General features: G+C 75.1%; 17 protein-coding genes and 2 pseudogenes. 5 read left to right on the top strand and 14 right to left on the bottom strand.

What is annotated here, in order from left to right:
- Nucleotides 1-20: 20 nt before the first annotated feature.
- Nucleotides 21-1,388, top strand: coding sequence for a hypothetical protein (locus ACWGKU_RS14330; protein WP_452177567.1), 1,368 nt, complete (start codon nucleotides 21-23; stop codon nucleotides 1,386-1,388).
- Between the two features lie 67 nt (nucleotides 1,389-1,455).
- Here ACWGKU_RS14330 and ACWGKU_RS14325 read toward each other — a convergent pair whose 3' ends face one another.
- From ACWGKU_RS14325 to ACWGKU_RS14285, 9 genes and pseudogenes are all read right to left on the bottom strand, one after another.
- Nucleotides 1,456-2,130, bottom strand: a complete 675-nt coding sequence (locus ACWGKU_RS14325; protein WP_452177568.1) for an SAM-dependent methyltransferase — start codon at nucleotides 2,128-2,130, stop codon at nucleotides 1,456-1,458.
- Entirely contained in the window at nucleotides 2,127-2,654 is a 528-nt protein-coding gene (locus ACWGKU_RS14320; RefSeq protein ID WP_452177593.1) for a TIGR04282 family arsenosugar biosynthesis glycosyltransferase, read from the bottom strand. The genes ACWGKU_RS14325 and ACWGKU_RS14320 overlap by 4 nt, the downstream gene beginning before the upstream one ends.
- Nucleotides 2,655-2,753: 99 nt before the next feature.
- Nucleotides 2,754-3,476: pseudogene (locus ACWGKU_RS14315) on the bottom strand (glycosyltransferase family 2 protein); the annotation flags it as partial.
- A 131-nt stretch (nucleotides 3,477-3,607) separates the two neighbouring features.
- Nucleotides 3,608-4,663 carry an NAD-dependent epimerase/dehydratase family protein gene (locus ACWGKU_RS14310; protein ID WP_452177569.1) on the bottom strand — a complete coding sequence of 352 codons (1,056 nt, stop codon included), beginning with the start codon at nucleotides 4,661-4,663 and terminating at the stop codon, nucleotides 3,608-3,610.
- Nucleotides 4,664-4,954: 291 nt separating this feature from the next.
- Entirely contained in the window at nucleotides 4,955-6,001 is a 1,047-nt protein-coding gene (locus ACWGKU_RS14305; protein WP_452177570.1) for an ABC transporter ATP-binding protein, read from the bottom strand.
- The gene (locus ACWGKU_RS14300) at nucleotides 5,998-7,020 is read right to left on the bottom strand and encodes an ABC transporter ATP-binding protein (RefSeq protein ID WP_452177571.1); all 1,023 of its coding nucleotides are present in this window, start codon (nucleotides 7,018-7,020) and stop codon (nucleotides 5,998-6,000) included. Before ACWGKU_RS14300 ends, ACWGKU_RS14305 begins: the two co-directional genes overlap by 4 nt.
- Nucleotides 7,017-7,928, bottom strand: coding sequence for an ABC transporter permease (locus ACWGKU_RS14295; protein ID WP_452177572.1), 912 nt, complete (start codon nucleotides 7,926-7,928; stop codon nucleotides 7,017-7,019). The genes ACWGKU_RS14300 and ACWGKU_RS14295 overlap by 4 nt, the downstream gene beginning before the upstream one ends.
- Entirely contained in the window at nucleotides 7,915-8,883 is a 969-nt protein-coding gene (locus tag ACWGKU_RS14290; RefSeq protein ID WP_452177573.1) for an ABC transporter permease, read from the bottom strand. The genes ACWGKU_RS14295 and ACWGKU_RS14290 overlap by 14 nt, the downstream gene beginning before the upstream one ends.
- A complete protein-coding gene (locus tag ACWGKU_RS14285) occupies nucleotides 8,880-10,451 on the bottom strand; it encodes an ABC transporter substrate-binding protein (protein WP_452177574.1) in 1,572 nt (523 codons plus the stop codon). The genes ACWGKU_RS14290 and ACWGKU_RS14285 overlap by 4 nt, the downstream gene beginning before the upstream one ends.
- 270 nt (nucleotides 10,452-10,721) lie before the next feature.
- Here ACWGKU_RS14285 and ACWGKU_RS14280 point away from each other — a divergent pair, with 270 nt between their 5' ends.
- From ACWGKU_RS14280 to ACWGKU_RS14265, 4 genes are all read left to right on the top strand, one after another.
- Nucleotides 10,722-11,321: a TetR family transcriptional regulator gene (locus ACWGKU_RS14280; protein WP_401051882.1), complete on the top strand. Its 600-nt coding sequence runs from the start codon at nucleotides 10,722-10,724 to the stop codon at nucleotides 11,319-11,321.
- A gap of 195 nt (nucleotides 11,322-11,516) precedes the next feature.
- Complete coding sequence (locus ACWGKU_RS14275) at nucleotides 11,517-12,296, top strand: tyrosine-protein phosphatase (protein WP_452177575.1); 780 nt, start codon at nucleotides 11,517-11,519, stop codon at nucleotides 12,294-12,296.
- Complete coding sequence (locus ACWGKU_RS14270) at nucleotides 12,293-14,080, top strand: glycoside hydrolase family 3 protein (protein ID WP_452177576.1); 1,788 nt, start codon at nucleotides 12,293-12,295, stop codon at nucleotides 14,078-14,080. Before ACWGKU_RS14275 ends, ACWGKU_RS14270 begins: the two co-directional genes overlap by 4 nt.
- A 320-nt stretch (nucleotides 14,081-14,400) precedes the next feature.
- The gene (locus ACWGKU_RS14265) at nucleotides 14,401-14,901 is read left to right on the top strand and encodes a diadenosine tetraphosphate hydrolase (RefSeq protein WP_452177577.1); all 501 of its coding nucleotides are present in this window, start codon (nucleotides 14,401-14,403) and stop codon (nucleotides 14,899-14,901) included.
- Nucleotides 14,902-15,262: 361 nt separating this feature from the next.
- Here ACWGKU_RS14265 and ACWGKU_RS14260 read toward each other — a convergent pair whose 3' ends face one another.
- From ACWGKU_RS14260 to ACWGKU_RS14240, 5 genes and pseudogenes are all read right to left on the bottom strand, one after another.
- On the bottom strand, nucleotides 15,263-15,436 hold the full coding sequence (locus tag ACWGKU_RS14260) for a hypothetical protein (protein WP_452177578.1): 174 nt from the start codon (nucleotides 15,434-15,436) through the stop codon (nucleotides 15,263-15,265).
- A 147-nt stretch (nucleotides 15,437-15,583) separates the two neighbouring features.
- On the bottom strand, nucleotides 15,584-16,924 hold the full coding sequence (locus ACWGKU_RS14255) for a serine/threonine-protein kinase (RefSeq protein WP_452177579.1): 1,341 nt from the start codon (nucleotides 16,922-16,924) through the stop codon (nucleotides 15,584-15,586).
- Nucleotides 16,925-16,936: 12 nt separating this feature from the next.
- On the bottom strand, nucleotides 16,937-17,698 hold the full coding sequence (locus ACWGKU_RS14250) for a serine/threonine protein kinase (RefSeq protein WP_401050150.1): 762 nt from the start codon (nucleotides 17,696-17,698) through the stop codon (nucleotides 16,937-16,939).
- A 138-nt stretch (nucleotides 17,699-17,836) separates the two neighbouring features.
- Nucleotides 17,837-19,870, bottom strand: coding sequence for a family 43 glycosylhydrolase (locus tag ACWGKU_RS14245; RefSeq protein WP_452177580.1), 2,034 nt, complete (start codon nucleotides 19,868-19,870; stop codon nucleotides 17,837-17,839).
- A gap of 30 nt (nucleotides 19,871-19,900) precedes the next feature.
- Nucleotides 19,901-20,515, bottom strand: a pseudogene (locus ACWGKU_RS14240) (peptidoglycan DD-metalloendopeptidase family protein); the annotation flags it as partial.

Genomic DNA, 20,515 nt, shown 5'->3' with positions numbered 1-20,515 from the left:
CACGGTGGCAGGGTGGGGGCGTGCTCACCCGACGCCTCCTGCCCTGTGTCCTCGCCCTCGCCGCGCTGACGGCGGCCCTGGCACTGACCGTGACCGGCGGCGGGACGCTCGCCGACCGGGCGCCGCTGTACGGCTGGTACGCCCTCGACGCGGCGCTGTTCACCCTCGCGCTCGTCCTGCTCCGCGGGGTGGGCGACCGTCACGTGGTGCCGCTCGTCCTGGCCGGGAGTGCCGCCGTCGCCGCCGTCGGGCTGTTGGCGCCACCGCGCACCAGCGACGACGCCTACCGGTACGTGTGGGACGGCCGCGTCCAGGCGGCCGGCACCTCGCCCTACGCGCGCACCCCGGACGACCCGGCGCTGGCCCGATTGCGCGATCCGGGTCTGTTCCCGGTGGGTGACGGCTGTGCGGGGTGGGACGAGCGGCGGACCGCGGACGGCGACTGCACCCGGATCAACCGGCCCGCCGTGCACACCATCTACCCGCCGGTCGCGGAGGCGTGGTTCCTCGCCGTGCACCCGTTCGGCGGCGGCGTCCGCGGCGTGCAGGCCGCGGGGGCCGTGCTGGCCGTGGCCACCACCGGCGCACTGCTGGCGGCACGGCGGGGCAGCCGACGCGCTGCGCTGTGGGGCTGGTGCCCCGGAGTGACGGTGTGGGCGGTCAACGACGCGCACGTCGACACCCTCGGTGCGCTCCTGATGGTGGCCGGACTGGGCTTCTCCGCCCGTCGCCGGGCCGGTGCCGGCGGCGCCCTGCTCGGCGCGGCGGTCGCGACCAAGCTGCTGCCGGCGCTCGCCCTGCCCGGAGCGCTCTCCGGGCTGCTGGCCCGGCGTCCGACCAGGTCCGACGTGCTGTTGCTCGCAGTGGCCCTCGGGACGTTCGTGGCGGTCTATCTGCCCTACCTCGTCGCCTCCGGGCCCGGTGTGCTGGGGTACCTGCCCGGATACCTGCGGGAGGAGGGGTACGAGCAGGGGCACCTCGACCGGTTCGGCCTCCTGCGGATCGTCGTCGCCGACCGGTGGGCCCCGTGGGCGGCCGCACTGGTGCTGGCGGTGGTGGCACTGTGGGTGCTGCTGCGCGGCGGTCCCGGCCGTCCGTGGCGCGGCGCCCTGCTGGTGACCGGAACGGCGCTGCTGGTCGTCGCGCCGAGCTACCCCTGGTACGGCCTGCTGGTGGTGGCCCTGGTCGCGCTCGACGGGCGGTGGGAGTGGCTGGCCGTTCCGGCGGCCGGACAGGCGCTCTACCTCGTCGGCGGGGCGGACGCCCAACGGTCCGCGTACGCGGTCGCGCTGGCCTGTGTGCTCGCGGTGCCGACGGCCCGCGGGCTGTCCCGCGCCGTAGCGTCGCGGCCGGCGCGCGGTCCGGCGCCGGGTACGACGAAGGCCTGACCGGCCGCCGACGTTCCGAGGCGCGTGGCGCACCGCCGACTCGGAGGAGGCGGGGCGAAGCGCCCCGTCACACGAGTGTGCCGGCGGAGGACTTGCGGAGGGCGAGGAACCGCCGTCCGTGGGAGGTCCAGCGTTCGGTCTCGACGAGCCCGGCCCGGCGGGCCCGCCGGGTGACCGCCCCGGCGCCGCATCGCGCCCAGGCGAACGCCGGACCGAGGCGGCCGTCGGAACCCTCGACCTGTACGGTGATCCGTTCGTCGAGCTCCCACGGCTCGACCTCGACCAGCAGGACGCCGTCCGGTGCCAGGAGTTCGGCGCCACGGCGCAGCAGCACGGCCGGGTCGCCGCCGATGCCGAGGTTGCCGTCCGCGAGCAGCGCACCGCCCCAGCGGCCCTCGGCGGGCAGCCGGTCGAACACGGACCGGCACAGGGCGGGGCCTCCGAGGTGGCGGGTCCGTTCCACCGCCGCCCCGGTGACGTCGACGCCCAGGGCCGGGACGCCGAGGGCCAGCAGGGCGGCCACGAGCCGGCCGGGTCCGCAGCCCAGGTCCACCACCGGGGCGGCCAGACCCACGCAGCGCCGCAGCAGGCTGTGGTCGCCTCCGGCGGCGGGGGCGCACCACCGTTCGACGTCGAGTGCGATGCGCGAGCCGTCCTCCTGACGCAGCCACAGGGGGCCGCGTCCGGCGCGTACGGCCTCGGCGAACGGGTCGTCGATCCAGGCGGCGGCCGGGGCGGTCATCCGGCGAACTCCGGGGCGGTGTCGATCGTGCGCAGGCGCACGGCGAACCCGGTGTGCGGCGCTTCGGCCGCGACGCGGCGGGCGTCCTGAATGGTGTCCACGTCAGTCATCACCGGGAGATGACGAACCGTCAGGCACTCGGCCGCGAGGCGGTCGAGCAGGGCGGCGCCGGTGCGGGAGGTGGACATCGGCACCCCCCGGAGCAGGCGTCGGGCCAGCCGCTCGGTGGGGTGGGCCAGGCCGAGGGCCCAGAAGCCGCCGTCGGCCGCCGGGCCGTACCAGGCGTCCGCACCGGTGCGGTGGGCCGGGGAGAGCGACTCGGCGAGGACGGTCGGGTCCAGCTGCGGGGTGTCCATGCCGACGAGCAGGGCGGGTGATCCCGGAGCTCGCCGGGCAGCGTGGGCGAAGGCCGCCGCGAGCCGCTCGTCGAGCCCGCCGCCGCACTGCGGGACGACGTCCCAACCGGGCGGCAGCCACGGACCGGCGTCCCCGTCGAGGACGAGCAGCCGCCGGCCGGCCGGCATCCGGTCGAGAGCGGCGAGGGTGTCGACGAGGGCGGCCCGGGCCAGCGCCGCCGCCTGCCCCGGACTGCACGGCGGGGTGAGACGTGTCTTCACCCGGCCCGGAACCGGTGCCTTGGCGATGACCAGCAGGGTGGGCGGCGGTGCCGCCAGCACGGCCCGCATGTCGCGTACGGCCTGACGGGTGCCGCGCACGGTCCCGGTGACCTTGGAGCGGCCGGAGCGCGGCAGGTAGTCGACGTCGGTCTCGGTGATCCGCATCCCGGCCGCCGAGGCGGCGAGCACCATTTCGAGCGGATAGCCGGAGCGGCGGTCGCCCAGCCCGAGGGCGATCAGCCGCTCCCGCCGGGCGGCCCTCATCGGTCCGAGGTCGTGCAGCGGCGCCCCGGTGAGGGCGCGCAGCCGGCGGGCGAGGACGGTGTTGGCGAGCCGGGCGTGCACCGGCCAGGCGCCGGCGGTCGCGGGACGGCGGCGGCCGAGCACGAGGTCTGCCGTGCCGGCCGCCACGGGACCGGCGACGCGGGGTAGTTGGGCCGGATCGAGTGAACCGTCGCAGTCCATGAAACAGACCAGTCCGGCGGTCGCGGCGAGCAGACCGGCGTGGCAGGCGGCGCCGAAACCGCGCCGGGGCTCCTCGACGACGGTGGCGCCCAGCGACCGGGCCAACTCCGCCGAGCCGTCGCGCGAACCGTTGTCGACGACGATCGCGCGCCAGCCGTCCGGGACACGGCCGAGCACCCACGGCAGGGCCGCGGACTCGTCCAGACAGGGAAGGACGACATCGGCGACGGGGACGGGATGGAGGGGAGAAGTCACGCCGGTCACGCTAACCGCAGCCCGGCCCGCCGAGGCCGAACCGCGCCTTGCGGAGGTGCCACGTCGGCGAGGCTCGACCCGTCCGGGGGATCGGACGGGATTCGGCGGCACCCGCGCACGGCTGACGTCGCGCGCCGTTCTCACGCCCGCTGCGGCGCGGCGGCGAACTCCAGCATCCCGTCGGCGAAGGAGACCCGGGCCCGCCACGTGAGTTCCGTCCGGATCCGGGCGGAGTCCGCGGTGATGTGGCGGACGTCGCCAAGCCGGTACTCGCCGGTCACCACCGGCGTCGGTCCACCGTGGGCGGCGGCCAGCGCCCGTGCCATCTCCCCGACCGTACGGACCTCGCCGCTGCCCACGTTGTAGGCCCGGGCACTGCCCGGCGGGCGGTCGCCGAGCGCCGCCAGCGCGGAGAGGTTCGCGGCGGCGACGTCCGCCACGTGGACGAAGTCCCGGCGCTGCCCGCCGTCCTCGAACACCCTGGGCGTTTCGCCCCGGGCCAGGGCCGAGCGGAAGAGCGACGCCACTCCGGCGTACGGAGTGTCCCGCGGCATCCCGGGGCCGTAGACGTTGTGGTAGCGCAGGGTCAGGGCACGGCCCGCACAGGCGCGGCTCCAGGCGGAGACCAGGTGCTCCTGGGCGAGCTTCGTCGCCGCGTACACGCTGCGCGGGTCCGTCGGTGCGTCCTCCGCCACCAGGCAGGGCACGAGTTCGGCACCGCAGCGCGGGCACGGCGGCTCGAACCGGCCGGCGTCCAGTTCGTCCGGGCGCCGTGGGCCGGGTGCGACGTCCCCGTGCAGCCGGCAGCGGTAGCGACCCTCGCCGTAGACCACCATGGACCCGGCGAGGACGAGGCCGCGCACGCCCGAGTGCGCCATCGCGGCGAGCAGCACCGCCGTTCCCAGATCGTTGCAGCCCGCGTAGGCGGGCGCGTCGTCGAGGTCCGTCCCCAAGCCGACCATGGCCGCCTGGTGGCAGACCGCGTCCACTCCGGCCAGCGCCCGCTCGACCGTCGCCCGGTCCCGTACGTCCCCCTGCCGGAAGTCCACCGCCGCGGGCAGCTCGGGTGGCATCCCCGAGGGATGGACGGCGGGAAGCAGCGCGTCCAGGACACGGACCTCGTGGCCCGCCGCCACGAGGCCCCGGACGACCGCCGAACCGATGAACCCGGCGCCGCCGGTGACCAGAATCCTCATGACCGGTGACGCTACCGGGCCCCGACCGTGGAACGGCCGAAGGCGGCGGTCGCGTCATGCCTCGGTCAGGGGTTCGGCCGCGCCGCCGTTGTCGGGCGGCCGACCGGGGCCGGTGCTTCCGTGCCGGCTGCGACACCTCCGGCGGAGTGCCGCCGCCGCGCGCTCGCCATCCGTCAGCCGTTCGGCGTCGCGGGCGGGTCGGCCGGGGACGAGCGCCGCGCCCTGTTCACCGGCGACCCGGTCCCGTCCACCGCCCGTCCCGGTGCCTGGTCGGGCCGCACGCCAGGCCGGTCACGCCTCCGCGGCGCCGACCAGCGGGCGGTGGCAGGCCACCGTGCGGCCGGGCGCCACCTCCCGGGGCCGGGGCTCCTCGGTGGCGCAGCGGCTGTCCGCCAGCGGGCACCGGGTGCGGAAGCGGCACCCGCTGGGCGGGGCGAGCGGGGAGGGCGGGTCGGCGGGGAGCAGGCCGGTGTCGCGCAGCGGGCGGCCGGGTTCGGGGACGGCGGCGAGCAGGGCGGCGGTGTAGGGGTGGGCCGGGGCGGCGAGGACGGCCTCGGTGGGGCCGCGCTCGCAGATGCGGCCGAGCTGGAGCACGGCCACCTCGTCGCTCACCGCCCGGACCACGCCGAGGTCGTGGGAGATGAACAGGCCGGCCAGTCCGCGCTCCTCGGTGAGGTCGCGCAGCAGGTTGAGCACGGTGGCCTGGGCCGAGACGTCGAGGGCGGAGACCGCCTCGTCGGCGATCAGGACGCGCGGGCCGGCGGCCAGCGCCCGGGCGATGGCGACCCGCTGGGCCTGTCCGCCGGAGAGCTGGTGGGGCCGGCGGTCGCCGAACAGGGCGGGCGGCAGGCCGACGGCCTCCAGCTGCCGGGTGACGATCTCCTCCCGATCCCGATCCCGCTCGCGGTGGTCGCGTTCGCGGGCCGGGTCGGGGTGGGCGTCGAGGGGTTCGGCGACGAGGTCGCGGACCCGGCGGCGCGGGTTGAGGGAGGAGAGCGGGTCCTGGAAGACCATCTGGAGGCGGGGCCGGACGGCCCGCAGGGCCCGCGGGGAGAGCGCGGCGAGGTCGGTGCCGTCGAGGGTGACGGTGCCGGTGGTGGGCGGGGGCAGCCGCAGCAGGGCCTTGGCGATGCTGCTCTTGCCGGAGCCGGACTCGCCGACCAGGGCGAGGGTGCGGCGCGGATACAGGGCCAGGTCGACGCCGCTGACGGCGTGCAGCGGGCCGGAGCGGGTGCGGTGGACGACGCCGAGGCCGGTGGCCTCCAGGACGGCCGTACCAGCGTCGGCAGTTCCGGCGCCGGCGGTGTCGGGGGCGACGGTCTCGGGGGCGGTGGTCATGCCGCGGACTCCAGTTCCTCGGGAGCGATGGGGTCGGCCGCGGTGAGCGGGAAGTGGCAGTCGGCGGTGTGTCCGTCCGCCGCCGTGCGGGTGGGCGGCGCGGTGGTGGTGCAGAGTTCGGTCGCCCGCTCGCAGCGCGGGGCGAAGGGGCAGCCGGGGATGGACCGGGTGAGGTCGGGCGGTGAGCCGGGGATGGCGGGCAGGGTGCGGCGCAGCGGGCCGGTGACCCGCGGGACGGAGCGCAGCAGCGCCGCCGTGTAGGGGTGTCGGGGGTTCCGGGTGACGGCCTCGGTGGGGCCGGTCTCGACGATCCGGCCGCCGTACATGACGGCGATGCGGCGGGCCCGCCCGTACAGCAGGCCGATGTCGTGGGTGATCAGCAGGGTGGCCAGGCCCCGGTCGACCCGGTGCTGGTCGAGCAGGTCGAGGACGGTGCGCTGGACGGTGACGTCGAGGGCGGTGGTGGGTTCGTCGGCGAGCAGCAGGGCGGGTTCGCCGGCCAGGGCGGCGGCGATGCCGACGCGCTGGCGCAGGCCGCCGGAGAGCTCGTGCGGGTGGGCGCGGGCCCGCCGGGCGGGGTCGGGGACGTCGACGGCGGCGAGCAACTCGGCGGCGGTGCGCAGCCGTTCGCGCCGGGACAGGCGGCGCCGGTTGGTGATCGACTCGGTGACCTGGTCGGCGATCCGGACGACCGGGTTGAGCGAGGTCATCGGGTCCTGGTGGACCATGGCGATGCCGGTGCCGAGCAGTTCGGCGCGCCGGGCGGGGGTGGCGGCGAGCAGGTCCTCGCCGTTCAGCCGGATCTCGCCGGTGGCGACGGCCCTGGTGGTGCGCGACCCGACGCCGAGGACGGTGCGGGCGAGCACGGACTTGCCGGAGCCGGACTCGCCGACCACGCCGAGGCACTCGCCGGCCGCGATGCCGAGGCTGACGCCGTGCAGGACGTGCAGGCTCCGCCCGTCGGGGGTGTGCAGGACGGTGTCCAGCGAGCGGACGTCGAGGACGGGGGCGGAGGTCATCCGCGCGCTCCCTTCGTGGCGGTGGACTTCGCAGCGGCGGGCTTGGCTGCGGCGGGAGCGCCCGAACGCAGGTGCTCCCCGAGGTAGTTGAGGGCGAGGACGGTCAGGCAGAGCACCGCGGCGGGTGCCAGCGAGATCCACGGCGCGCTGCCGAGGGTGGTGCGGCCCTCGGCGATGATGCCGCCCCAGGAGGGCTCCGGCGGGCGCAGCCCGAAGCCGAGGAAGCTGAGCGAGCCCTCGGCGACGATGGCGACGGTGGTGGCGGTGAAGGCGAAGGTGAGCGCGATCGGCAGGACGTGCGGGACGATCTCGCGGCGCAGGACGCGCAGCGGGGCGGTGCCGATCATGCGGGCGGCCTGGACGAAGCCGCGCTCGGCGAGCGAGAGCACGACGGCGCGCACCACCCGGGTGAAGTGCGGGACGGTGAACAGCCCGATCAGGCCGCCGATGACGGTGAGGCCGGGGCCGCGCATCGAGACCACGATCATCACCAGGATCAGGCTGGGCACGGACATCAGCAGGTCGGTCGCGAAGCCGATGGCCTTGTCGACCGGGCCGCGGAACCAGCCGGCGGCGAGGCCGAGCGCGCCGCCGCCGAGCAGCCCGACCAGGACGGTCAGGGCGGCGACGGTGAAGGAGGCGCGGGCGCCGGCGACGGTGCGCTGCAGGATGTCCCGCCCGGAGCCGTCGGTGCCCAGCCAGTGGCCGGGGCCGGGGGCGGCGGAGGGGTGGGCGAAGTCGCCGTGCAGCGGGTCGAAGCCGGGCAGCAGGGGCAGCAGCAGGGCGGCGAGGGCGACCACGGCCAGCCAGGCCGCGGCGGCGAGCACCCCGGCCGGCGGGCGGCGGCGGGCGGTTGGGGTCCCGGCGGTGCTCTCGGCGGTCACGGCGGTGGTTTCAGCGGTGCTCATGGGCGATCCTCGGGTCGATCGTGCGGTACAGCAGGTCGACCGCGAAGGTGGCCGCGACCACGGCGACGGCGCTGACCACCACCACGGCCTGGACGACCGGGAAGTCCCGGCCGGCGATGGCCCCGGAGACCAGGCTGCCGACGCCGGGCACCGCGAACAGCGACTCGACCAGCACCGAGCCGCCCAGCGAGGTCCCGATGCCGATCCCGATCAGCGTCACCAGCGGCAGGCTGGACGGCCGCAGGGCGCGGCGCAGCAGCAGCCGGGTGGTGCCCATGCCGCGGCTGCGGGCGGCGGCGATGTACGGCTGGTCGAGGGTGTCGAGCAGCTGCCCGCGCAGGGTGCGGGTGAACACGGCGGCCTCGGTGAGGCCGAGGGTGAGGGCGGGCAGCACCAGGTGGCGCAGGTTCTCGGCCGGGTTCTCGGTGAACGGGGTCCAGCCGGTCGCGGGCAGGACGCGCAGCTGGACGGCGGCGATCCAGATGAGCAGCAGACCGAGGGCGAAGCCGGGGACGGCGAGCCAGCAGAAGGTGGCGGTGGTGGCGAGCCTGTCGAAGGTGCCGCCGGGCCGCCAGGCGGAGAGCAGGGCGACGGGAACGGCCAGGCAGAGCGCCACCAGCTGGGCGGCGAGGAAGAGTTCGAGGGTGACGGGGATCCGGTCGGCGAGTTCTCCGGTGACGGCCGCTCCGGTGGACAGCGAGTGGCCGAGGTCGCCGTGCAGGGCGTCGCCGATCCACTGCCAGGTGGCGGCGAGCACGTTGCGGTCCAGGCCGAGCCCGGCCTCGTAGGCGGAGATCTGCTCGGGGGTGGCGGTGGGGCCGAGGGCGGCGACGGCGGGGGAGCCGGGCATCAGGTGGGGCAGGGCGAGCGCGCCGACGGTGACCAGCAGCAGGACGGCCGCGGCGCGGCCGAGCTGCCCGCCGTACCGCAGGGCGGTCCGGGCGCCGGGGGTCATCGCTTCACCCACAGGGTGGCGGGCGAGACGTTGAGGACGGTGCGCTTGGACAGGTCGGGCAGCCCGCCGACCTTGGCGGCACCGAGGAAGCCGACGGTGTTCTCGGTGAGGAAGACCATCGGCGCCTCGCCGACGACCCGCGCGGCGGCCTGGCCGTAGGCGGCCGAGCGCTTGGCGGCGTCGGTCGAGGAACGGCCCTCGGTGATCGCCTTCTGGGCCTCGGGGTCCGACCAACTCATGAAGTTGTACGGCGAGTTCGGCAGGTAGAGGCTGCTGAGCGCGGTGTCGGTGTCGCCGAACATGCTGGTGATGAAGTCCATCACCTGGAACTTGCGCTGGAGCATCGCGGTGCCCAGGCCCGCGTTGTCGAGCGGCTTGACGGTCATCCTGATCCCGGCCTCGCCGAGCATCTGCTGGAGCACGGTGGCGCGCTGCTGGGCCTCGGGGCGGCTGTCGACGAGGTACTCGAAGGCGAGGTCGGGGTGGCCGGCCTCGGCCAGCAGGGCGCGGGCCCTGGCCGGGTCGTGGGCCGGGTACCCGGCGGCGGTGCGGTACGGGGAGCGGGAGCCGATCGGGCCGTCCGCGACGGAACCCTGGCCGAGGAAGACGACCTTCTCCAGGGCCTCGCGGTCGATCGCGTACTGCACCGCCCGGCGGACCCGGACGTCGTCGAAGGGTGCGGCCTTGGTGTTGAACAGCACGGTGCTGGTGGAGCCGGGCCCGGTGGCGGTGCGCAGCCCGTCGGCGGCGGCCTGCTTGAGCTGGCTGGGCGTCTCGGTCCAGATCAGGTCGGTGTCGCCGGAGCGCAGCGACTGGTAGCGGCTGTCGGCGTCGGGCAGGACCCGGTAGACGAGCTTGTCGGCGTGGCCCTTGGCGCCCCAGTACGCGGGATTGCGGGACAGGGTGACGGAGACTCCGGGCTGCACGCTCTCCACGGTGTACGGGCCGGAGCCGACGGCGGGGGAGTCGCCGGACGGGGCCTCGGAGACGTAGCCGAGCGAGCGGGTGAACAGGTTGGGGAAGGCGGCGTCGGGCGCCTTGAGGGTGAAGGCGACGGTGGTCGGGCCGGTGACGGCGGTGGAGCCGATGGCGGCCGCGTCGAGGGCGCAGGCGCACTTGCTCTCCGGCTTGGCGAGCCGGGTGACGTGGTCGGCGACGGCCTGGGCGTCGAGCGGCTTGCCGTCGCTGAACGTCACGCCCTCGCGCAGGTCGAGGGTCCAGACCGTGGCGTCGGCGTTGGGGGTGAAGGACTTGGCGAGGTACGGCTGGACGGTGCCGTTGTCGCCGTTGACCATCAGCGGGTCGTACAGGGCGTTGGCGAGGACCATCATCGGCATCGAGGTCAGGGTGCCGTCGGCGGGGTCGAGCTTGGTGAACGGCCGGTCCAGGCCGATCTTGAGCGTGCCGCCGTCCACGGCCGGCCCGTCGGCCGCCGCGCCGGTGTTCCCGGCGGCGGTGCCGGTGCCGGTGCCGGTGCCGGACAGGGCGTCGTCGGAGGCGGAGCAGGCGGTGAGCGTGAGCGCGGCCGTGCAGGCCGCGGCTACCAGGAGGTGGGTGTGCCGCTTCATGGTTCCTCGGTTCGGGGGGTGCGGGGCGGCCAGGGGGGAGTGCGGCCGCCGACGCCCACACCATTTCGGAAGTGGCAGTACTGCCAAAAGGCAGTTGTGCAAACTTCGGATGACGAAACCCGGAAGAGTCGGCTCCCGCCTTGAGCGAGCACGGTCGGACGTGATTCGGTACTGACAGCCGCCCCCTCGGCGGCCCCACCTCCGCCCGGGCCGGGCACTCGCCCGAGACCGACTCGGACACCCAACCCACCGAACAGGAGCGGAAGAACGATGCAGGGGACGGACACCGCGGCGGAGCCGGGCATGCGCGACCGCAAGAAGGCGCGCACCCGCGACAGCATCCGCACCGCGGCGCTCGAACTCTTCGAGGAGCAGGGCTACGAGCGCACCACGGTGGACCAGATCTGCCGCCGCGCCGACGTCGCCCACCGCACCTTCTTCCGCTACTACCCGGCCAAGGAGGCCCTGCTCTTCGGCTGGGACTTCGGCCAGGTCGTCCTCGACGCCTTCGCCGCCGCCCCCGCCGAACTCCCGCTCTGGGCCGCGCTCGAACACGCGCTGACCGTCACCGGCGGACGGCTGGAGGAGCCCGTCGAGCACACCGAGCGCCGGCGGCGGCTGCGCAGGGGCCTGCTCGAAGTGCACTCCGTCCACAACTACGCCCTGGTCGTCATCGACGCCTTCATCGAACGCACCGTCACCATCGCCGCCGAGCGGCTCGACGTCGACCCGGACACCGACCTGCGCCCGACCGCGCTCGGCGCGATGTTCGGCGGCATGGTGCGGCGCCACATCCTGATCGGTCAGGAGAGCGCCACGCTGGCCGGCTGGGTCAAGGCCTACCGGGACGTGCTCGCCGCGGCGGGCTGACCCGAACCGCCACCGACCCCGTCACCGACCCCACCACCGACCCCGACCCCGTCCCCGGGCGTGCCGCCGGCCGCCCGGACGGCACCCCACGCCCAACTCCCCCTCCTCACCCCCGCGTCACCCCTCGCGCGGTCCTGTCGCGCGCCTTCGTCACACCCTTCGCAAGACCCTTCGCACATCCCGAAAGGCCCCCGCATGTCCCTGGTCAACTTCCGCGACCCCGCCGTGCTCGCCGACCCCGCGAGCCGCTGGATCCGTCCCGGCGCCCTGTTCCGCTCCGCCCAGCCCTTCCCCGCCGCCGACGCGGACGTCGTCGCCCAGCTGCGCGAGCACGGCGTCACCACCGTGGTCGACCTCCGGGGCGAGGCCGAGAGCAGCCCCGAGGACTGGGCCGCCGCCGAGGCCGCCGGCATCGCCGTCGTCGCCGCCCGGATCGAGCCCACCAACGACGAACTGGCCCAGGCCATGCTGACCATGACCACGGCGGAGGACCTCGGCGCCTTCTACCTGCTGATGGCCGAGTCCGCGCCGCAGGCCCTGGCCGCCGCCGTGGAGGCCACCGCCCGCCCCGGCGGGGTGCTGGTGCACTGCGCCGCCGGCAAGGACCGCACCGGGCTGCTCACCGCGCTGCTGCTGGAGCTGCTCGGGGTGCCCGCCGAGGAGATCGTCGCCGACTACGCCCGCACCAACGAGGCGATCCAGCAGATCTGGGCCGGGCTCGCCGACCGCAACCGCGCCGCCCTCAACGAGGTCGAGGCCGGCCGACTGGTCGTCCCCGCCCCGCTGCTGGAGGCCCCCGCCGGGGCCATGAGCGCCTTCCTCGACCTGGTCCGCACCAAGCACGGCGGCGCCGCCGCCTTCCTGGCCGCCTGCGGGGCCACCGCCGAGACACTGGACGCCTTCCGCGCCAAGGCCGCCCGTACCGAGGCCGCCGCCCGCACCGCCGTGTCGAACGCCGCCGAGGTGACGGCATGACGACGACCCTGCTGCACCACACCGACGGCACGCCCTTCCGCGACCTCAACCACAACGGCACCATGGAGCCCTACGAGGACCCGCGGCTGCCCGTCGAGGAGCGGGTCGAGGACCTCCTCGGCCGGATGACCGCGGAGGAGAAGGCCGCGCTGATGCTGCACGGCCGGATGCTCCCCGGCGAGCACCCGCCGTTCCCTTCCGGCGCCGACCTGATCACCGAACGCGGCCTCACCCACTTCGCCATGATGGCCGTCCCCGACCCACGCGCGATGGCCGCGTGGAACAACCACGTCCAGGACCTCGCCGCGGCCGCCCGGCTGGGCATCCCGGTCACCCTCTCCTCCGACCCCCGGCACGGCTTCACCGCCAACCCGGCCACCGCCCACACCGGCGGCGGCTTCAGCACCGGCCCCGAGCCGATCGGCCTCGCCGCCACCGACGATCCCGAACTGGTGCGCCGCTACGCCGACCTGATCCGCCGCGAGCTGTGCGCCGTCGGCATCCGGGTCGCCATCCACCCGATGGCCGACCTCGCCACCGAGCCCCGCTGGGCCCGGATCAGCGGCACCTTCGGGGAGGACCCGGAGCGCGCCTCGCGCATGATCACCGCCTACATCGAGGGCCTCCAGGGCGAGCGGATCGGCCCGGACAGCGTCGCCTGCATGACCAAGCACTTCCCCGGCGGCGGCCCGCAGGCCGGCGGCGAGGACTCGCACTTCGCCGCGGGGCGCCGACTGGTCTACCCCGGCGGCGAGTTGGAGACCCACCTGCGTCCCTTCGAGGCGGCGTTCGCCGCGGGCACCGCGCAGATCATGCCCGCCTACGCGATCCCCTCCGGCAGCGGCCTCGCCGAGGTCGGCGCCAACTTCAACCGGGACGTCATCACCGGCCTGCTGCGCGGGCGCTACGGCTTCGACGGCGTGGTCTGCACCGACTTCAACGCCATCACCGGCATGAGCGTCCCCGGCGTGGTCACCCTGCCGCCGCGGCACTGGGGCGTCGAGGAGCTGTCCGTCGCCGAGCAGGTCGTGCTCACCCTCGACGCGGGCGCCGACCAGCTCGGCGGCGAGACCGACCCGGAGCTGATCCTGGCCGCCGTCCGCTCCGGCGCCGTCACCGAGGCCCGGCTCGACGAGTCGGCCCGCCGCATCCTGCGCGACAAGTTCCGCCTCGGCCTCTTCGACGACCCGTACGTCGACGTGGAGGCCGCCGCCGAACTGGTCGGCACCCCGGAGGGCCGGGCGCTCGGCCGCGAGGTCCAGCGCCGCTCCGTGGTCCACCTGGCCGGCGAGCCGCGCACCGCCACCGCCGCCACCCGGCTCTACGTCGAGGGCATCGACCCGCAGGTCGCCGCCGGTTACGGCACCGTCGTCGAGGACCCGGAGCAGGCCGACCTGGCCGTCGTCCGCCTCGCCACCCCGTACGAGCGGCGCGAGGGCATGCTCGAACAGCACTTCCACAGCGGTTCGCTGGAGTTCGAGGCGGCCGAGGTCGAGCGGCTCACCGCCCTGGCCGCCGCCGTGCCCACGGTCTTCGCCGCCCAGCTGGAACGGCCCGCCGTGCTCACCCCGCTCGCCCCGCACGCGGCCCTGCTGATCGGGGAGTTCGGCGCCGCGGACGAGGTCGTCCTGGACGCCGCCCTCGGCCGCGCCCCGATGACCGCGACCCTCCCGTTCGACCTGCCGGCCTCCGACGCCGCCGTCGCCGCGTCCCGCGAGGACGTCCCCTTCGACACCCGCGCCCCGCTCTTCCGCCACGGCCACCGCGCCCCCGCCGGAAGCTGACCCACCCCGCCCCGGGGAGCGCCCGCCCGCCGGGCCTCCCCGGCGCGGGCCCCGCGCCCGCTCCCGGAGATCGGCACGTGACGGCCCACCGAGGCGACCGCCGAGGAGGGACCTGCGTTCGCCGGCGCTCGGTCAGCAGCGTCGAGCCCCTTCCGATCCCGGCTCCTCCCCGCGGGGGAGGGGATGATGAGGCCGGTCGATCCCGGCCGACGCCACGGTTCACCTCGGCCGGATGCGAACATGGCACGGAGCCGGGGGAGCGACCAGCGACCATCATTCGGCCGAGCCTGCTCGGTCACGCTTGTACGGGGTGCGGTGTCATGGTGAAGGACTGGCGGGGCGACAGGATCGGCAGTGCGCTGAAAGGTACGAACCCCACGGTGCTCCGGCGGCTCGACGCCGGCTTCGCGGTGATCGGCGACGTGCAGTTCTTGCCCGGCTACTCGGTCCTGTTGGTGGACGAGCCCGGTGTGCAGCGGCTGTCCGATCTCCCGCGCGGCAAACGAACGGCTTTCCTGGCGGACATGGACCGGCTGGGTGAGGCCGTGGAGCGGGTCTGCCGGCGGCTGGACCCGGAGTTCCGGCGCGTGAACCTGGAGATCCTCGGCAACACCGACAACTTCCTGCACGCGCACGTGTGGCCGCGGTTCGAGTGGGAGAGCCCGGAGCTCGTCCGCCGCCCGGTGTGGCTGTATTCCGCGGAGAACTGGCGCGATCCGGCAATGGCGCTCGGACCGGAGCACGACGGCCTGCGGGAGGCGATCGGGCGCGAGCTCGACGGTTCGTCCGCGCCGGCTGTCCGTCCGGAGGGCAGGGGATGAGCGTGGTATCCAACCCCGGGACCGACGGTGTGCCCCTGGGTGGCAAGCGGTGGCCGTGAGGATCCGGAAGGACCACGAAGGTCCACCTCGCCGTCGACGGCCGGGGCCTGCCGCTCCCGGACGAGGAACGTGAGCAGGCGGTCCGTTCGGTCGACCGCCTGCTCGCCGACACGGCGGAGCGCACCGCAGCACTCTTCGATCCGCCGGCCCTCGTCGGTCCGGCCCTCGTCGCCGGCCCCGGCCACGAACACTCCTTCGCGGCCGCGCCGCTGAGCGATGGCCTACCGGCAGGCGTGTACGAGGCGGTCCGGGGCCGGGACCTGCGCGTTGCACCCGCCGCCAAGCCCTCGCGCGACGCGCTTCACAGGGCGTTCCAGAACGAGCGGAGCAGGACGGCCGTCTCTTCGGTGCGCTCGATCTGCGGCAGGAGGGCGGCCAGGCAGCTGCACCAACAGTCCGGAGCGGAACGGCGGTTGGGGTGGCTGCTGGTCCTGTATCCGGCCGTGCCGGCGATCCTGCCGCCTGTCCCCGACACATGGCTACGTTTCTGGTTCTGGTCCACGGTGCTGCTCGGCCTGTCCGCGATGCTCTCGCTCGGCCTGCTGCTGCGCGGCGCGGGCCACGCGGACTGCCGGCGAGGAGGGAGACGGGCCGGAACGGACGGTAGCCGCGCCGGCGGCGGTCACAGGCAGCGGAGCAGGGCCGGACGGTCCCTCGTGCGGACGGCGGGGAGCCAGGCGGTGGTGGGTCCTGGCAGGCGGATGCGGTACCAGAGGGTGGAGACGAGGCCCTCCTCGTTGATGACGGGGAGGCCGGTCGGGAGTTGGCAGTCGGCGTCGAGGGTGTCGTTGTGCCAGACCCGCACGGGGACGACGTTGTCGGCGGTGTAGGGGCGCAGGGGGTCGACGGCGAGGCCGAGGCTGCACCGGGGGTCGCGGTCGGTGCGGTCCTGACAGCCGCGTTCGGTGTTGAAGACCCGGACGTGGGCGGGCTGTCCGGACGGTCCCGGGTGCGGCCAGAGGGCAGTGCCGGTGACGGCGACCGTGGCGCAGGAGGCCAGGGCCAGCAGAGCGGTGCGAGGGCGAGGGTTCGGGCGGCGCGCGCGCCGGCCGGGGCGGTGGGCGCGGATGCGGGCGAGCAGGCTCTCCGCGGTGTGCGGGGCGCGGGCGGTGTGGGTGGGGGCGAGACAGTCGGCGGCCAGGGCGCGCCAGAACGGGGGGACGGCGGCGGCCAGCCGCAGGGCAGCGCGGCCTTCCGCGTACTGCTGGGTGGCGGCGCAGCGGGCGGCGGAGGTGGCGCCGGGGAACGGCCGGCCGCCGGCGGCGAAGACCTCGTGGATCACGATGCCGAGCGCCCAGATGTCAGCGGTGGTACGGATCTTGACGCCGTGCTCGCCGAGGGGTTCCTTCCAGCGCTCCGGCGGGAGGTAGTCGGGGGTGCCCATCGGGGAGCCGTGGCCGTGGGTGCCGGTGAGTTCGATGGCGAGGCCGAAGTCGGAGAGGCGGACCTCTCCGTCCGCGCCGATGAGGACGTTCTCCGGCTTGAGGTCGGTGTGGACCCAGCCGGAGCGGTGCAGGTGGGCCAGGCCCTCGCAGATGCCGGTGACGATCCTGGCGCCATAGGCCTCGTCGATGCCGATGGCGAGCAGGTCGCGCAGGGTGCACCGGGCGCGTTCCATGACCAGGACGATCGCGCCGTCGAGCGACGGCTGGTCGGGGGCGGCCAGGACGACGGCATCGAGCAGCCGCACCAGCCGGGGGTGCGGGGCGGTACGGCCCAACTCGGCTTCGCGCCGGGCGGCTTCGGCGACCTGGCGGGCCTGGCGGGGCGCGAGTCCGGCGGTCAGCAGCACCTTGAGGGCGACCGTGTCATCCGCCCCGCCGCCGCCGTCGGCCCGGCGGGCGGCGTACACCGTCGCCCAGCCGCCCTCACCGATCAGCCCGGTGACGGTCCACTCTCCGACCCGGTGGCCGGTCGGTAGAAGTTCCTCGCCGTCCCCGGGGAAGGCCGGGTTCTGCGGCATGGCCGGCCCTCCCTACCGTCCGGACCGGCCGGGCCCGGGGTCCGGCAGGAGCACGAGGTGCTCCTCGCGGACGATGCCGAACTTCAGGGCGAGCCCCACCACGGCCTCGCGTTTGCCGCTGCGGCGGTCCGCGCGGTCGCCGTCGGGCAGGTCGATGCGCAGCTTCTCGGCGGCGAGATAGTCGAGGTGCGAGCTGACCGCGCGGGCGGTGAGACGGGCGCAGGAGGGGTGGCCGTGCAACCGAGCGACCACCTGCGGGGTGGTGGGCACGGTGGCGGGGGAGTGGTCGCGCAGCCATGGTTCGCAGAGCGCGACCAGGACCAGGAAGTACGTGGCGGTCTCGTCCAGCGAGTACGCCGTCATGGTGCGGCTCTCCCAGGAGCCACCGCGGGCGTCCAGGTCCAGGTAGACGTGGTCGGGCGCGAACACCTGGAAGGACAGCGGGGTTTCCCGCCGGGAGGGCAGCACCACCCGGGAGAACTCGAAGGGGATCGGTGCGCCGACCCGCCGTGGCGGCACCCGCAGGTACTCGCCGGCGCCCTCCGGGTTCTCCACCAGGTAGGCGTGCGAGTTGCTGAGGTTGCTCAACTGCCAGTGGTCGTCGGTCGCGTGGATCTCACCGGCCAGCCGGGAGACCGACTCGTCGCCGAGGCGCAGTTCCACCGGCCTGTGAGCGGATCCGCGGCCGAAGCGCGCCCGCTCTCCCGGACCGAGTCGTAAGGTCACCGTGTCGCCGCCGTTCCCCGCCGGCAGGTGGACGACAATCCCGCGCACCGCTCCTCCGTCCCGCGCACCGTCCCGTCTCGCGCGCCGACTCTTGCCGGACGGACGAACGGTACCTCTTCGCGTACGACAATAAACCGGAGCGGCAGGCTACTTGACAAGGTGGAAGCGGAGTGCACGGGTGTTCGGTCAGAGCATCGGCGCCCCTGGACGCAGCGGTGCCATCGGGCGGTCGCCGAAGGCGGCCCACGGTCGCCAGCCGCCGCCGGGACGGTCCTGAACGCGGGTGCGCAGCCGGCCGTCCTCGGTCACCGCGAAGACGTGCAGCCTTCCGGTGGAGTCGGCCGCGGCCGAGGGCGGCGCGGCGAGCACCAGGCCGGGCTCGCCGAAGTCCTCGCCGAACACGCCCGTAGGCTCCCAGGCTCCTGCAGGCGCCGACTGCCAGCGGTGGGCCAGCCGTTCACCGCCGGGGGAGAGGGAGAAGGCCTCCAACCGGCCGTCCGCGCCGGCGATCGTCAGTGGCGCCGCGGTGGACCAGCCGAGCAGTGGCTGCCAGGCGTCCCAGCCGCCGCTGGGCACCGACTGGCGGCGCTGGAAGGCGGCCGTGCCGGAGGGGGCGATCGCGGTGACGTTCAGCCGCCCGGTGCCGTCGCGGGCCACTCGCGGCGCGGCCCCGGCGGGCGTCCCGAAGCGTTCCCATGCGGACCAGGCGCCGCCGGCCGAGGTCTGCCAGCGGTGCAGCAGCGCCGCGCCGCCGGGCGCGAGCACGAACACCTCCAGCCGGCCGTCGGCGTTGGCGGCGACGACCGGCGGAGCGCCCACCGGACCGCTGAAGCCCGCGTCCCAGTCGTCCCAGCCGGTCGAGCCGGGCGAGGCCTGGCGGCGGCGGGCGATCAGTGCGCCGCCGGGGGCGAGGGCGAAGACCTCCAGCCGGCCGTCGGCGTTCCGGGCGACGGCGGGGGCGGCGCCGGCCGGGCCGCCGAAGACCTCCCAGTCCGACCAGTCGCCGTCCGTCCGCTGGACGCGGTGGTGCAGGTCGGCGCCGTCGGGGGCGAGCGAGAACACCTCCAGCCGGCCGTCGGCGTTGCGGCCCAGCACGGGCACCGCGCCGGCGGGCGTCCCGAACACCTCCCAGTCCGACCAGGTGTCGGAGTCCGGGTCGGTCTGGACACGGCGCAGCATCGACCGGTCGGCCGCGTCGAGGGCGAACACGTTGAGCCGGCCCTGGACGTCCGGGGCGGCGACCGGGTTGTCCGGGCTCTGCCAGGGCGGCGGGGTGGACCGCCAGTCCAGCGGCGCCAGGTACAGGCCTCGGCGGAACCAGCCGGCGGCGCTCGCCCACCACTGCTGCCCGTCGGTGACCACCTCCACGGCGTGGCCCGGCACATGGCCGGAGCGGCCGTCGAGGGAGAAGCGGAACGGGTCGCGGGAGGCGAGGACGTCGGTGCCCTCGTAGCCGTTGCGCGGTCCGAGGAACAGGTAGTACCAGCCGTCCCGGGCCACCACGAAGGGCGACTCGGTGATCGAGACGCCGTCCGCGGCGGTGGCCGCGTCGGCGAAGGCCACGCCGGGCTCGCTCCAGGTCAGCAGCTCGGTGGAGCGCCGGTAGCAGACCTGGTGGTGCCCGCCGGGGGCGGACAGCTCGGTGTAGTACATCACCCACTGGCCGCCGATCCGCAGCACCATCGGATCGCGGGCGGCGGTCCCGCGGAACAGCGGCCCGGACGGCAGCCTGTTCCAGGTGGACAGGTCGGTGGAGGTCGCGGCGTTGATCGCCGCCCCGGCGCGCCCGCCCGCTGCGTAGAACATCCAGTGGACGCCGCCCGACTCGACGACGTGCGGGGCCCACAGGTGCTCCTCGCCGAAGTACGAGGGGTCGACGGTCAGCGCGTCCGGGTGGCTGCTCCACGGCCCGGACGGGGAGGGCGCCGAGGCGTGCGCGAGCGAGACCTCGGCCGAACTGTCGGGCGCCTGCCCGGGTGGCGCACTGTCACCGACGATGCTGAACAGGTGCCAGCGCCCGTCGGCCTGGACCACGGTGTGGTCGTTGAGGTAGCGGCGGCGCGCGGTGGAGGGGTCGTGGACGTGGGCGAACGGGCCGGCGCCGACCCACAGGTGGGGCGGTTCGGCCGATGCCGCTGAGGCGGTACGGCCCGAGAGCGGGAGCACGAGTGCTCCCGCTCCGGCCGCCCGCAGCAGGCCGCGCCTGCTGATCGGGTGCATCGCTGTGCTCCAGGGGGGTTACCGGCGTGGTCAGCCGGTGGCGGGTCCGTGGGTGGTGTTCAGCCAGGCCCATTCGGACCAGGTGGAGAAGCCGGTCTGCCACTTGTGGTGGACCCCGTCGGTGTTGGAGCCGAACACCTCGATCCGGCCGTCGGCGTTGTTCGCCGCGCCGATCTCGGTGCCGCCGGTGCCGAAGGTGTCCCACTGGCCGTACGGGGCGTTCAGGCCGGTCTGCCAGATGTGCTGCGCCGTACTGCCGTTGATGGCGAACACCTCCACCCGGCCGTCCGGCGAACGTCCACTGGTCAGCCGGGAGTCGGCGGGGCCGCCGGTGGCTTCCCAGCCGGACCAACTGGTGGGGTCGGTCTGGTACCTGTGGTAGACGCCGGCGGGCCCGGAGGCGAAGACCTCCAGGCGGCCGTCCTGGTTGTGGCTGACGGTGAGGTCGTGGCCGCCGGTGCCGAAGTCGTCCCAGGTGGACCAGGTGCCGTTGACGGCGGTCTGCCACTGGTGCTGGAAGGTGGTGCCGTTGAGGGCGAAGACCTCCAGTCGGCCGTCGGGGGCCTTGCCGAGTTCGATCTCGCTGTTGGCGGGGCCTCCGCCGGTGGCCTCCCAGCCGGACCAGCCGCTGTTGGGTGCGGTCTG

The sequence above is a fragment of the Kitasatospora sp. NPDC054768 genome, from assembly GCF_053612025.1.
The sequence above is the reverse complement of the archived record's forward strand: the minus strand, read 5'-3'. Positions and strand labels throughout refer to the sequence as shown.